The sequence below is a fragment of the Actinoplanes sp. CA-030573 genome (assembly GCF_050951115.1).
GTDB lineage: Bacteria > Actinomycetota > Actinomycetes > Mycobacteriales > Micromonosporaceae > Actinoplanes.
Map to the genome: position 1 here is coordinate 1307265 of NZ_CP192038.1, position 13486 is coordinate 1320750.

Consider the following 13486-nt stretch of genomic DNA (forward strand, 5'->3'; position numbering starts at 1 on the left):
GAATGGGGTCATGCCCATCGAGTTCCTGGTCGACCCGCCGCTCACCGACGACCTGCTCGAGCGCGTCGTCGCGCTCTGGGTCGAGGTCACCAACGCGGGCGGGGCCGTGGGCTTCGTGGCGCCGGTCGAGGCGGCGGCGGTGCGGCCGGTGGCCGAGGCGGCGTTCGCGGGCGTGGCGGAAGGGCTCGACCGGCTGCTCGTCGCGGTGGACGACGGCGCGGTCGTCGGGTTCCTGTTCGTGGTGGACAACCGGTTTCGGCTCAAGGACCACTGGCGGGTGCTGAAGCGGGTCATGGTGACGCCGAGCGGGCAGGGCAAAGGCTATGGGGCCGCGCTCATGCGGGAGGCCGAGGCGCTGGGACGCAAGGCGGGGCTGGCCGGGCTCTCGGTCACCGTGCGCGGCGGGCAGGGCATCGAGGGCTTCTATCTCCGGCTGGGCTACCGCGAGGTCGGCCGGCTGCCGGAGGCGCTGCGGGTCGGGCCGGGCGACGACCGGGACGAGGTCTACATGTGGTTCGACTTGACCGACTGACCGACTGACCGACTGACCGAGGCCACCGCGGCCGCCGGGTCGGCGACGCCCTGGGGGTGATGGCGTCGCCGCCGGCGGCCGGTGGCCGCGGGCGCACCGGGCACGAGAACCCGGGCGCGGCGGGTTGTGGGGCGCGGAAGTCTGGGCTGGAATCGGGCCGGGAAGACCGGGGCGGGCCCGGGGGGAAAGGTCAGGGGCGGAAGGCCGGGGGGAAAGGCCGGGGCGGAAAGCCGGGCCGCGCGGAACCGGCGTCAGCAGTGGGCGCGGCCGGCGGCCAGGTCGACCGCCTCCTGGGCGGGCGGCACCTCGACGTCGCCGGTCGGCGCGGCCACCTCGGTCGACTCGAGCGCGGGCGCGGCCGACGACGCGGTGGGCGCGGCGGACGAGGGGCTGGGGGACGGGCTCGCCTTCTTCTTCGCCTTCGAGGGCGTGGCGGCGGCCGTGGTGCGAGCGGTGGCCGAGGACCCGCCGCCGACCAGGCGCACGGACGTCTTCTGGGTGGCCCCGGGCGTCAGCCTGATGCCACTGGCGACGGTGCTGTGGCCGTACACGTCGCTGATCTTGATCTTGAATGGTCCGCTGCCGGCGCCGCCGTCGATCACCCAGTAGTTGTAGTCCTCGCGGTGGGTGGCCTTGCCGTTGACGGTGACCGACCGGAGCTGGTTGCCGTGGTTGTCGATCAGCACCGCCAGCCAGTACTGCGACGAGCCCTCCTTGACCCGCACGCTGATCGGGGCGGGGGTGCGCACGCCGGTGACCGTCTTGTAGGTGATCGGGATGATCCCGTCGACCTCGGCGCCGATCTTCTTGAACGCGGTGCGGCTCAGGTCGAGATGACCGGCCGCGCACTCCGGGCAGGAGTCGGTGACCTTGACCCGGACCTTGCCCTTGGGGCCGGTGACGTCCAGGTACGTCCCGCAGGCGGCGCCGGCCGAGTACTGATCGGGCCCGAGCGCCACGAAGAGATCGTCGGCGGGGGAGGACGGGAACGAGCAGTTGCCGGTGCCGTCGCCCAGGTCGTAGAACGTCGCCTTGCCCGTCTTCGCCGAGGTCGACGGCGGCGCGGCGCACGCGGAGCCGGTGTTCTGCAGCAGCAGCGCGACACCGAGCGCGGCGGCGAGGACCACGGCGCCGCCGGCGGCGAGCCAGCGAGGCGAGAGCACACGGGAACCGGTCACGGTGAGCGATCCTGCGCGGCGGACCGGTCCCGGGCAACCTTCCTAAGACAGACCTAAGACGCATGCGACGCGCTTCACCGGATCAGTGGACGACCGTCACCCGATCGCCTACCCGCAGTGACCCCCGCGCGCCCGGCGCCGGGATCAGGTTGATCGCGAAGAGCAGCTTCTGGCCGAACCGCCGGCGCCGCCCGAGCATGCCCAGCGGCTCCCGGCCCTTGGCCCCGGTCTCCTGGTCGATCGTGGTGACGACGCAGCGCCCGCAGCCCGAGGCGGCGATCAGCTCGACGTCGCCGGCCCGCAGCCGCACGCCGCGCTCGACCCACTCGTCCTCGGCCCACGGCTCGGCGTCGGCGACCACCAGGTTGGGCCGGAACCGGGTGATCGGCACCGGCTCGTCCCGGGCCTCGGCCAGCCAGTCGTTGAGCGCGGCCAGGGACGCCGCGTTGGCCAGCAGCATCGGGTAGCCGTCGGCGAAGCTGACCGGCTCGCCGCCGTCCGTCCCGCCGCCGACCGCGCGCCCGCCCGGGTCGGCCTGCCAGACCAGCCGCGCCGGCCGGCCCAGGAACGCGCTGCACCACTCGCTCTCGGCGATCCGGGCCGGCGCCGGCGCGTGGTTGGAGAAGACCCGCACGAACTCCTTCGGCCCGTCTACCGGCTCGTCGAGGTCGAGATCGGGGAGGCCGGGCGCGGAGAGCACGATGCCGCCGTCGCGCACCGCGACGCGCAGCTGGGTGAGGCGGGCGTCGCCACGCTGGGTGATCCCGACGCCGTCGGCGTCGACGATCATCCAGCGGCGATCACCGGCGAGACCCCACGGCTCCACCCGCGCCACGTCGTGGTCGATCCGATGACAACCCTTGACCGGGTACGTGGAGAGCGCCGCGACGTGCATGCCCCCAGCCTGCCATGACCGGATGTCTTCCCGCTCCGGCGTCAGGCGGTGTCGGCCCCCGGGCGCCGCAGCAGCCGGTCGAGCAACTCGGCCGCCCGGGTCCGCATCCGCGGCTCCGGCCCGGCGGCCGGCTCGCTGCCGGCCCGCTCCTCGGCGATGAGACGCATGTGGTGCTGCAGGCGCTGGATGATCTCGGGCGTCCCCAAGTCGTCCTCGACGTCGTCACCCGGATCATCGGTGCCGCCGCGTTCGCCGGCCGCGCCCGAGTCACGGCTCAGGCTGGAGACGGTCAGCTCCCAGGCCGCGTTCAGCCGTTCCGCATCGTCGAAGACCGACTCCGCCAGCGGCGCATAGGGCGTGACGAAGTCGGTCGACTCGACCAGCCAGATGGCGTCGTTGGCGGCCGCCGACGGCTCGTTCTCGGGCATCGTGTCCCCTTCCTAGTTGGCCTGGACGGCCGACCAGTGCCCGTGCGTACGACCCAGGAGGTCGCGGTAGTGGACCAGCTTGAGCAGGAATCGGTAGTAGACGTAGAGGAAGTTGAGGAACGAGACGACGCCCAGTGCGATCCACGCGGGCTGGGTGACGCCGAGGAACGTGACGTGCGGGTGCGCGGCATGGCCTCCACTGCCGCTGGTCGGGGCGGTGACCAGGTAGGTCACGATCGAGACGATCGACAACACTCCGCTGACTATGAGCGAAACGCGGGCCAGAAGGGATCCCCCGACCAGCGCGTTCCGGTCGGTGGCGATGCCGAACCAGGACGCCACCACGGCGGGCAGGCCGAGCACGACCGCCGGATAGTCGCTCCCCGGTGACACGCGGTGATGCGAGACGAGGTAGCCGACCACGGTGAGCAGGACGGTCGTCGCCAGCGCCGTCATGACGGCCTGCAGCCGCGATCCGGGCGGAACCTCCTTGAAGCGCCCGACGATCCGTAACCCGTCCATCTTCGGGCTCATCGCCCCGAATCCCCGGAGGTACAGGTGGATGAAGTTCTGGCCGCGCCGGCGCTGCAGACGGAAGTAGTGGCGGTCGTCGAACCACATGCTCGGCGGTTCCTCGCCCCAGCGATGGCAGCATCCGCGCCGGCTCGGATCGGAACCGATCCACGACGACTGGACCGGTCGCTTGCAGTGGATGCACACCAGGCGCTGTTCGAGGACGTACTTGCTCTCCGGCGCGTTCAGGGTCAGGTGATAGGAGGACGCGGTCAGGGCGAGGTCGATCGGCACGGCGATCTGCGAGGGTCGCAGGCCCAGGGCGATCCGCGTCAGGCCGCGCCAGCCCCGGATCCCGCGATGCACCCGCTGGGGAAAGGTGTTCCGGCCGTGACCGTCCGGCGCCGCGCGCGACGACGCCGTCAGCGTCCGCTCGTACTTGAGCAGAACGCGGCCGCCGGTCACTGCGGCGGGCGGGACGACGGCGACGATCGGATAGGCGCCGCACAGTTCCAGCACGTACCGCCGGAGCCGGTCCTGCGCCAGGTCGTCCAGCGGCAGGTCGTCGAGCTGGCGCTCCATTTCCGCTTTCCGGAACGCGAGGTCGGCGTACCCGCGTATGGCCAGAAGCCGGAGGAGTTCCGTCTCGCTCTTCCTGGTGTCCTCGTCGGGCCATTGCTCCGTCGCCGCCGGGTCCGCGCGGGCCAGCACCTTCTCGTATCCCATGGCCAGGAGGAAGCGCAAGCCCGCCGCGGCCAGCCGGGTGGTCTCGTCGTACGTCAGGTCGGCGAGCGTGCAGTCGCCGGCGTCCCGCAGCCGGAGGTTGTCGACGAGCTCACCCTTCACCGGATGCAGGACCGGTAGGTAGAGGAACTTCGCCCGGTCCCAGCCCGGCGGGAGGGCGAGCTCGACGGTGACCCGCTGGACCATGAGAGATCCTTCCAGGTCGATGGTCTCCGCGACGCGCACGCGATGCTTCGCTGGATTCATGATCAATTCGACGAAGACGGCGACGGCCTCCCGGAAATCGTCAGGGACCGGATCTCCGGCCGGATTCGTCGGTGATTTGGGAGTCTGGAACCGGATGCGCCGTGCCGCCTCGGCGGAGAGATCGTCGAGCCACGTGTCGCGCGGGATCGCGAGACCGGGGTGGACGCAGTCCTCCGCGGACAGCCGGTCTCGGCGGCACCGGAAAAGACCGACCGTTATAACGGCGGCGGCCAGGCCAGCGGCGACCCGGGCGAAAAGTTCCCGGCCCTGCCAATGCGGGACGCCGCGCAGGAAACCGCTCGACAGGACGACCACGGCCAGGAACCCGGCGAAGAGGGCGAAGGCCGACTTGACGAGGCGCACGCCGAGCCCGTCGCGCGTCAATGCCGGGTCGTATGCGGACATGTCTGACCCATAACGACGTAGCCGTGGCAAGCATCTTCCGAGGTCGAGCATAGGACGGCGCCCGGGAAGGGGCCGGCCGATCGGGTCAGGTCGGCATGGTGGCCGCCGCCGTGATCGGCAGGGGCAGGCGGTCGAGCTCACGCAGGCGCCCGATGCTGCCGGTCGCCCGGTAGCGGGCCCGGGCCTCCTCGGCGTGTCCGGCCGCCGCCACCGGGTCGCCGCCGGCCAGGGCGGCCCGGGCCAGGCCGGTCAGCGCGTCGCCGATCAGGATGCGGTAGTCCTTGCGCCGGGCGATCGCGAGGGCCTCGGTGGCGGCCGCCCGGGCCGGCTCGACCGCGCCCGCGGCCAGCAGCGCCGCGGCGGTTCCGATGCCGGCCTGCGCCTCCGTGTACTGGTAGCCGTGCTCGCGGCTCAGCACGAGCGCCTCGCGGAAGCGGGTCTGCGCCTCGGTGACCGCGCGGGCGCCGAGCAGGGCGCCGCCGAGGGTGTTCAGCACGCCGGCGGTCGCCTTCGGGTTCGACAGCCGCTCGGCGATCCGAAGCGCCTGGGTGGCGGCGTCGACCCCGGCGCTCCACTCGGCCCGCTGCTGGTAGAGGTGGCTCAGCTCGTCCAGCGTGGACATCTGCCCGTTGACGGACCCGGTCTCGCGGTAATAGCCGAGCGCGCGGGTCAGGCAGTCGTACGCCTCGTCGAACTCCTCGAGCTGACGCAGCGCCATGCCCAGGTTGCTGCAGTTGGCCATGGCCGAGGGCAGCCGGGCCGCCTCGCCGTTGATCTCCATGGCGGCCCGGAAGTGCCGGACGGCGTCGCCCAGCCGGCCCTGCTCGGTGCACATCACGCCGAGGTCGTTGAGGGTGACCGCCCGGATGTGCGCGAACTCGCGGCCGGTGCCGACGGCCAGCACGTGCTGGTAGAGCCGGTGCGCCTCGTCGGTCCGGCCCAGCTCGGCGTGCACCAGGCCGAGGTTGTGCAGCAGGTACGCCTCGCCGATCCGCCAGCCGCTGTCCCGGGCGGCGGCGAGCCCGGCGCCGTACTCCTCCAGCGCGTCCCGGTGCCGGCCGACCGACCACAGCGCCTGGCCGAGGGTCTGGTGCATGGCCGCCTGCGCCATCCGGTCGCCGGCCTTCTCGGCCGCCGCCAGCCCGGCCCGGCCGCTCGCGAGCCACGACACCGGCTCCCGGCGGACGAAGAAGTAGCCGCGCAGCTGGTCGGCGAGCTGCCACGCGCGCTCGCGCCCGGCGCCGTCGGCCAGCGTCTCGATCAGCGCCACCAGGTTGGTGGCCTCGTCGTCGAGCCAGGTCGTCGCGGCCATGACGTCGGCGAAGCTCATGACCGTCTCGTCGACCTCGGTCGGCAGGCGGACCATCGCCGGGTAGAGCAGCCGGATCGCCGCCGCGGTGCGGGTCAGATACCAGTCGGCCACCCGCCGCAGCGCGGCCGGCCCGTCCTCGTCGTCGTGCTCCAGCGCGTAGTGCCGCAGCAGATCGTGCAGGCGGTAGCGGTCGCCGCCGACGGACTCGACCAGGCTCTCCTCGACCAGGACGTCGAGGGAGTGGCCGGCGTCGCCGTCGAACGACGCGACCGCCGCCTCGCGGGGGAAGGTCGCGCCGGGAAGGCGCGCCACCCCGCGGAAGAGCCGGGCCGCCGCCGGATCGAGCGCGCCGTAGCTGAGGTCGAAGGTCGCGCGCAGCGCCGCCGAGCCGGGCTGCGGGCCGCCCTCGAGCGAGCGCAGCAGCTCGCCAGGGGTGCGCCGGGTGAGCCGGCTCGCGATCACCCGGAGCGCGACCGGCAGCCGGCCGCACGCCTCGGCCAGCGCGGTCGCCGCCTGCCGGTCGGCCGGCGTCCAGGACGGCCCGATCCGGCCGCCGAGCATGTCGACGGCCTCGGCCCGGGGCAGCACCGGCAGCTCCAGGTGGGTGGCGCCGGGCAGGTCGGCGCAGTGGTTGCGGCTGGTGACCAGGACCGCGCTGCCACCGCCGCCGGGCAGCAGCGGCCGCACCTGGGCGGCGTCGCGCACGTTGTCGAGGATCACCAGCAGCCGCCGCTCGGCGAGCAGGCTGCGGTAGAGCGCCGCCGCCTCCTCGACGTCGATCGGGATCGCCGCACCGGGCGTGCCGAGCCCGCGCAGCAACCGGGCCAGCACCGCCTCGACGCTCACCGGCTTGCGGTCGGCGCCACGCAGGTCGACGTAGAGCTGGCCGTCGGGGAAGTCGTCGCGCAGCAGCTCGGCGGCGCGCAGCGCGAGGCTGGTCTTGCCGACCCCGGGCATCCCGCAGATCACGCCGGTGACGTGCCGGGCCGGCCCGGCGTCACGCAGGGCGGAACGGAACAGCCGTTCCAGGGCGCGCAGCTGCTCGGCCCGGCCGGTGAAGTCGGGCGGCGGCGCGGGCGCCTGCCACGGGGTCGGGCGCCGGTCGGCCCGGGCCGGCGCGGCCGGCTCCCACCGGCCCGCGAGCACCGCCTGCCGGGCGGCCATCAGCTCGGCGCCGGGGTCGATGGCGAGCTCCTCGGCGAGGCGGCGCTTGATCTCCTCGTACGCCTCGAGCGCCGCCACCTGCTGTCCCGACGCGGCCAGGGTGACCACCAGCCGGGCGTGCAGCGGCTCGTGCCAGGGATGCCGCGCGGTCAGGCGGCGCAGCCGGGGCAGCACCTCGGGCAGGCGGCGCACGGCGAGACCGAGGTCGGCCTGCCGGATGGTCGCCTCGACGAGCTCGTCGCTGAGCGCGGTGACCAGGTGATGCTCGCGCAGCTCGGGGACGTCCTCGACGGCGCGGTGGCCGTGCCACCGGTCCAGCGCCTCGCTGAGCAGGTCGAACGCGCGCTGCGGATCGGACGAGGACCGGCGGCGCCACTCCGCGAGCCGCTCCCGGTACGCCACCAGGTCGAGCCGGTCGGAGTCCAGGCGCAGCCGGTACCCGCCCGGCGTCCAGGCCAGCATCGGCTCGGCGCCGGCCGCGGGCCGCGGCTCGAGGATCCGCCGCAACCGGCTGACGTGGGTCTGCAGCACGTTCGCCGCGGTGGGCGGCGCGCCCTCGGGCCAGAGCACCTCGATCAGCTCCGGGCGGCTGACCGGGTAGTTCGGCGTCAGCGCCAGCCGGGCCAGCACCACCCGGTGACGCCCGAAGCCGATCGGCACCGGCCCGGCCGGCGTGGTCACCGTGAGCGGGCCCAGGACCGAGATGCGCACCGGCCCGGACGGCGGGGCCGGCTCGGGGCGGGGGCGCATCGTCAGCCGGCGCAGGCGGGTGCGGTCGGCGCCGGTCAGGCCGAGGGCGTCGGCGAGCGCCTCGCTCGACCGCAGCCGCGGGTGCCGGCTGCGCTCCTGCTCCAGATCGCGGATGGCGCCGAGGCTGAGCCCGGCCCGGTCGGCCAGCTGCCGCTGGCTCAGGCCGCGCTCGTGTCGCCACTGGCGGATCAACCGGCCGAGATCGGGCGCGCTCTCCACTGTGTCCCGTCACCTCACAGAGATCGATAGGCGACGAAGCGTAGTACGGGAGCGGTACGGGTTTCAGCCCTCCAGTGAACGTAGAGCGAACGACCCCATGCTTTCCGTGCCGGGCGCCCCAGTCGCCCGCCTGGAAGGGGAGGTCCAGACAGATGAACAAGCTTCGGGGACTTGCGATGGGGGTGGTCGCGGCGCTGGCTCTGGTGGCCGGGCCGCCGGGAACGCCGGCCGCGGCGGCCGGGGGGACGCCTGGTGACCCGCCACTGCCGTCGTATCCCGGCCTGCCGCCGGCGTCGTCGAGCGCCTCGCTCGCCGCCGTCAGCACGACGCCGCTACCGTGCGACGACAACGGCCACGACGACCTGTCGCTGACCCGCGACCAGGTGCTGAGCCGTGCCCGCACCTGGCTGAACGTCGGTGGCGTGCCCTACAGCCAGTACGCGTGCTACCGCAACAGCCTCGGCGATTACCGGACCGACTGCTCGGGCTTCGTCTCGATGGCCTGGGGCCTGGGCGGCCGGGGCGACGCGTTCTGGACCGGCAATCTCGACGAACGGTCGTACGTGATCGCCCGGTCCTCGCTGCAGCCCGGCGACGCCCTGCTGCGGCACACCGGTGACAAGGACGAGAACCACGTCGCACTCTTCGTCAAGTGGTCGAACTCCGCGCACACCGAGCCGGTCGTGATCGAGCAGACGGGCAGCGCCGGCACCATCGAGCGAACCTGGAGCAGCGGCAACGCCGGCCTCTACACGCCGGTCCGGTACGACAACATCCTCGACGGCAACTACGACAGCTTCGACGGCGACGCGCGGGCCGACATGATCGTGCACAGCGGCACCGACGTCTCGGTGCGGCTCAACACCGGCAGTGCCTGGGACGGCGGCCGGTCGGTCAGCTCGGGCTGGGGCCGGTTCCACGGCATGGACGTGCCGGACGGCATGGGCCGGCTGTACTTCGCCGACTTCAACGGCGACCACCGGACCGACATGATCGTCCACGGTGGCACCGACGTCTCGGTCCGGCTGAACACCGGCGGCGGTTTCGACGGGGGCCGCACGGTGAGCTCGGGCTGGGGCCGCTATCACGGCCTGCAGGTGCCGGACGGTCTCGGGCGCCTCTACTTCGCGGACTTCAACGGCGACGGCCGGGCCGACATGTTCGTGCATTCCGGGACCGATCTGTCCGTACGCCTGAACACCGGCAGTGGTTTCGACGGCGGCCGTTCGGTCAGCTCCGGTTGGGGCCGTTACCACGGGATGCAGATCCCCAACGGTCTCGGCCGCCTCTACTTCGCCGACTTCAACGGTGACGGGCGGGCCGACATGTTCGTGCACGGCGGAACCGACCTGTCGGTGCGCCTGAACACCGGCAGCGGCTTCGACGGTGGCCGGTCGGTGAGCTCGGGCTGGGGCCGCTACCACGGCCTGCAGGTGCCGGACGGTCTGGGCCGGCTGTACTTCGCGGACTTCAACGGCGACCACCGGGCCGACCTGATCGTGCACAGCGGCACCGACATCTCGGTGCGCCTGAACACCGGCAGTGGCTTCGACGGCGGCCGGTCGGTCAGCTCGGGCTGGGGCCGCTACTTCGGCCTGCAGGTGCCGGACGGTCTCGGCCGCCTCTACTTCGCCTCCTGACGTCCCCTCGCGCGGCTGCCGGGCCCCCGCCCCCGGGCCCGGCAGCCCCTTTTCTCCGGGAGATCCCATGACTGCCACCCGACCCGTACGCCGGCTGCTGACCGTGGCGCTGGCGACCGGCTCGCTGATCCTGACCATGTCACCGGCGGCCCGGGCCGCCACCGACCCGCCACTGCCCGCCGCCCCGAGCATGCCCGCCGCCCAGAGCGTCACCGCCGCCATCTCCAGCGTCCCGTGCGACGACAACGGCGCGACCAGCGCCGACGGCGACCTGGCGACCGACCTGAACAAGACGCTCACCGGCAAGCTCGACGGGTACATGACCGCGTACCGGGTCTCCTGCGCCCGGATGATCACCAAGGCGGTCCGCGACCGCAACCTCGCCCGCCGCGCCGCGGTCATCGCGGTGACCACCGCCATCGTCGAGTCGACCCTCCAGAACTACGACGTGGCGGTCGACCACGACAGCCTCGGCCTGTTCCAGCAGCGCGCCTCGTGGGGCAGCGCGGCCCAGCGCACCGACCCGATCTGGGCGACCAACGCGTTCCTGAACAAGATGATCGACAAGTACCCCGGCAACGCGTGGCAGACGGCGCCGATCGGGGAGGTGTGCCAGGCGGTGCAGGTCTCGGCGTACCCCGAACGCTATGCCCCGGAGTCCGGCGACGCCGCCAAGATCGTGGACGCGGTCTGGGACTACGCCACCGACGGCCACTACGACAGCTTCAACGGCGACGCCCGGGCCGACATGATCGTCCACGGCGGCACCGACGTCTCGGTACGGTTCAACACCGGCAGTGCCTGGGACGGCGGCCGGTCGGTCAGCTCGGGCTGGGGCCGCTACCACGGCCTGCAGGTCCCGGACGGTCTCGGGCGCCTCTACTTCGCCGACTTCAACGGCGACCACCGGACCGACATGATCGTGCACAGCGGCACCGACATCTCCGTACGCCTGAACACCGGCAGCGGTTTCGACGGCGGCCGCTCGGTCAGCTCCGGTTGGGGCCGTTACCACGGGATGCAGATCCCCAACGGTCTCGGCCGCCTCTACTTCGCCGACTTCAACGGTGACGGGCGGGCCGACATGTTCGTGCACGGCGGAACCGACCTGTCGGTGCGCCTGAACACCGGCAGCGGGTTCGACGGCGGCCGCTCGGTCAGCTCGGGTTGGGGCCGGTACCACGGCATGGACGTCCCGGACGGTCTCGGCCGGCTGTACTTCGCGGACTTCAACGGTGACGGGCGGGCCGACCTGATCGTGCACGGCGGGACGGATGTCTCGGTGCGCCTGAACACCGGCAGCGGTTTCGACGGCGGCTGGTCGGTCAGCTCGGGCTGGGGCCGGTACCACGGCCTGCAGGTGCCGAACGGCCTGGGCCGGCTCTACTTCGCCGACTTCAACGGCGACCACCGGACCGACATGATCGTGCACAGCGGCACCGACGTCTCCGTACGCCTGAACACCGGCAGTGGTTTCGACGGCGGCCGCTCGGTCAGCTCGGGCTGGGGCCGCTACCACGGCATGGACATCCCGGACGGTCTCGGCCGCCTGTACTTCGCCTCCTGACACCGGCGCCGACGATGCCCGGGTCGCGGCCGCGGCCCGGGCATTACGCCCATTGGGGACGTGGCCGCTACGCCGTTCGGGCGCGCGCGTGCGACCGAACGGTCGAATCAATCGCATCAATATTGGGTGGGCGGCAGGAGGCTCGTAAGTTCATCGCTATCACCAACGGAGGTGGCCCGTGGGGCGGGTGCTCGTGGTGGAAGACGATGACCGGATCGCCGGGCTGGTGGGGCGCGCGCTGCGGGCCGAGGGCCACGTGGTCGACCGGGCCGCGACCGGGACGGACGGGCTCGAGACGGCCCTGGCCGCCGAGTTCGACCTGATCATGCTTGATCTCATGCTGCCGGACGTGGACGGCGCGACCGTGCTCGACAAGATCGTCCGCGCGCGGCCCGGGCAGCGCGTCTTCGTGCTCTCGGCGGTGCCCGAAATCGGCGCCCGGGTCGCCTGTCTCGAGGCCGGCGCCACCGACTTCCTGGGCAAGCCGTTCGCCATGGCCGAGCTGGTGGCCCGGGTCCGCACCCGGATGCAGGCGCCGGCGCCCGGCGCCCAGCGGCGCTGGCTGGCGGTCGGGCTGATCAGCCTCGACCTGCGGCTGCACCGGGCCCTGGTCGGCGGGCGGCAGATCGACCTGTCGTTCCGCGAGTTCCTGCTGCTGCGCCACCTCATGGAGCGGGTCGGCCAGGCGTGTACGCGCTCGGAGCTGCTGGCCGACGTGTGGGGCATGATGTTCGATCCCGGCAGCAACGTCGTCGACGTCTACGTGCGCCGGCTGCGCAGCAAGCTCGACGACCCCGATCGCGTGGAGACGGTGCGCAATGTCGGCTACCGCTTCATCCCGGGTTAGCCCGCTGCTGATCCCGCTGCTGGTCGGCGCCGGCCTGCTCAACCTCGGCCTGATGTACGTGCTGCCGGGCGCCGAGACGATTCCCTTCCACCTGGTGTGGATCGGGCTTTCGGTGGTGTACGGCCTGGTCACCTGGCCGCTGCGGCCGATGCTCGCGGTGCTGGCCGTCGTCGCCGTGAGCACCGGGTACGTGCTGGTCCACCACGCCGCCGCGGGCGCGATCGGCTGGGAGGAGACCACCGAGGTGCCGCTGATGACGGCGGTCTTCGTGGTCATGGTCTGGCACGTGCGCCGGCGCCAGAAGCTGACCGCCGAGATCGAGCGGCTGGCCGAGGCCGAGCGCCGCCGGGCCATGGCCCGCGACCACTTCGTCCGGGTCGCCTCGCACGAGCTGCGCACCCCGATCACGGTCGCCCGCGGCTACGCCGAGCTGCTCCGGTCGGCCACCGGCGACCCGTCGCTGATCGCCGACTGCACCATCGTGATCGAGGAGCTCGACCGGCTGGCCGGCATCACCCACCGGCTGGTGACCCTGGTGCAGCTCGAGGGCGCCGACGTCCGCGAGATCGCCGACGTCGACGCCGCGCTGATCGCCATGGTCGACCGCTGGCGACCGGCCGCCGACCGGGAGTGGCGGATCCGCTCGGCCGTCGGCCGGGCGTCGTTCAACCCCGAGCGGCTCAAGGCCGCCGTGGACAGCCTGGTGGAGAACGCGATCAAGTTCACCGAGCCCGGCGACGTCATCGCGGTCGAGGGGGACGGCAACCCGAAGACCTGGGCGGTCACCGTCACCGACTCGGGGCCGGGCATGTCGCCGGAGAGCCTGACCCGGCTGGCCGCGCTCGGCGCCGACGGGCTCGGGGTCACCGCCTCCGGCACCGGCCTCGGCCTGGCCACGGTGAGCGCCGTCGTCCGGTCGTGGAACGGCCGCCTCACCATCACCACACCGCCCGGCGGCGGCACCGTCGTGCGGATGGAGTTCCCGCGCGGCGCGACCGTCCATGACGGACGCATGACAGTTCTGTCATGAGCCGCTCACCCCACGT

10 protein-coding genes are annotated in these 13486 nt (G+C 72.8%); 5 read left to right on the forward strand and 5 right to left on the reverse strand.

Going from position 1 to position 13486, the window contains the following annotated elements; genetic code table 11:
• The first annotated feature begins 10 nt into the window (after positions 1–10).
• On the forward strand, positions 11–532 hold the full coding sequence (locus ACQP2F_RS06005) for an N-acetyltransferase family protein (RefSeq protein ID WP_433301407.1): 522 nt from the start codon (positions 11–13) through the stop codon (positions 530–532).
• 251 nt (positions 533–783) lie between these two features.
• On the opposite strand, the gene ACQP2F_RS06010 is transcribed toward ACQP2F_RS06005, so the two are convergent.
• From ACQP2F_RS06010 to ACQP2F_RS06030, 5 genes are all read right to left on the reverse strand, one after another.
• Complete coding sequence (locus ACQP2F_RS06010; RefSeq protein ID WP_433301409.1) at positions 784–1710, reverse strand: expansin EXLX1 family cellulose-binding protein; 927 nt, start codon at positions 1708–1710, stop codon at positions 784–786.
• 82 nt (positions 1711–1792) lie between these two features.
• A complete protein-coding gene (locus ACQP2F_RS06015; protein WP_433301411.1) occupies positions 1793–2605 on the reverse strand; it encodes an MOSC domain-containing protein in 813 nt (270 codons plus the stop codon).
• Between the two features lie 41 nt (positions 2606–2646).
• Positions 2647–3033 carry a hypothetical protein gene (locus ACQP2F_RS06020; protein WP_433301413.1) on the reverse strand — a complete coding sequence of 129 codons (387 nt, stop codon included), beginning with the start codon at positions 3031–3033 and terminating at the stop codon, positions 2647–2649.
• 12 nt (positions 3034–3045) lie between these two features.
• A complete protein-coding gene (locus ACQP2F_RS06025; protein ID WP_433301414.1) occupies positions 3046–4941 on the reverse strand; it encodes a hypothetical protein in 1896 nt (631 codons plus the stop codon).
• 85 nt (positions 4942–5026) lie between these two features.
• Positions 5027–8386, reverse strand: coding sequence for a BTAD domain-containing putative transcriptional regulator (locus ACQP2F_RS06030; RefSeq protein ID WP_433301416.1), 3360 nt, complete (start codon positions 8384–8386; stop codon positions 5027–5029).
• 152 nt (positions 8387–8538) lie between these two features.
• Between ACQP2F_RS06030 and ACQP2F_RS06035 the strand changes: the two genes are divergently transcribed.
• The 4 genes from ACQP2F_RS06035 (at position 8539) to ACQP2F_RS06050 (ending at position 13470) form a co-directional block, all read left to right on the forward strand.
• On the forward strand, positions 8539–10026 hold the full coding sequence (locus tag ACQP2F_RS06035; RefSeq protein ID WP_433301418.1) for an FG-GAP-like repeat-containing protein: 1488 nt from the start codon (positions 8539–8541) through the stop codon (positions 10024–10026).
• Between the two features lie 67 nt (positions 10027–10093).
• Positions 10094–11593, forward strand: a complete 1500-nt coding sequence (locus ACQP2F_RS06040) for an FG-GAP repeat domain-containing protein (RefSeq protein WP_433301420.1) — start codon at positions 10094–10096, stop codon at positions 11591–11593.
• A 178-nt stretch (positions 11594–11771) separates the two neighbouring features.
• The gene (locus ACQP2F_RS06045; RefSeq protein ID WP_433301422.1) at positions 11772–12440 is read left to right on the forward strand and encodes a response regulator transcription factor; all 669 of its coding nucleotides are present in this window, start codon (positions 11772–11774) and stop codon (positions 12438–12440) included.
• Positions 12412–13470 carry a sensor histidine kinase gene (locus ACQP2F_RS06050; RefSeq protein WP_433301424.1) on the forward strand — a complete coding sequence of 353 codons (1059 nt, stop codon included), beginning with the start codon at positions 12412–12414 and terminating at the stop codon, positions 13468–13470. The genes ACQP2F_RS06045 and ACQP2F_RS06050 overlap by 29 nt, the downstream gene beginning before the upstream one ends.
• Positions 13471–13486: the final 16 nt, after the last annotated feature.

What these genes read in the sequence shown, in the direction of transcription:
- ACQP2F_RS06005 (WP_433301407.1), top strand. Translation starts at nt 11, where the DNA reads ATGCCCATCGAGTTCCTGGTCGACCCGCCGCTCACCGACGACCTGCTC.
- ACQP2F_RS06015 (WP_433301411.1), bottom strand. Translation starts at nt 2,605, where the DNA reads ATGCACGTCGCGGCGCTCTCCACGTACCCGGTCAAGGGTTGTCATCGG.
- ACQP2F_RS06020 (WP_433301413.1), bottom strand. Translation starts at nt 3,033, where the DNA reads ATGCCCGAGAACGAGCCGTCGGCGGCCGCCAACGACGCCATCTGGCTG.
- ACQP2F_RS06025 (WP_433301414.1), bottom strand. Translation starts at nt 4,941, where the DNA reads ATGTCCGCATACGACCCGGCATTGACGCGCGACGGGCTCGGCGTGCGC.
- ACQP2F_RS06035 (WP_433301418.1), top strand. Translation starts at nt 8,539, where the DNA reads ATGAACAAGCTTCGGGGACTTGCGATGGGGGTGGTCGCGGCGCTGGCT.
- ACQP2F_RS06040 (WP_433301420.1), top strand. Translation starts at nt 10,094, where the DNA reads ATGACTGCCACCCGACCCGTACGCCGGCTGCTGACCGTGGCGCTGGCG.
- ACQP2F_RS06050 (WP_433301424.1), top strand. Translation starts at nt 12,412, where the DNA reads ATGTCGGCTACCGCTTCATCCCGGGTTAGCCCGCTGCTGATCCCGCTG.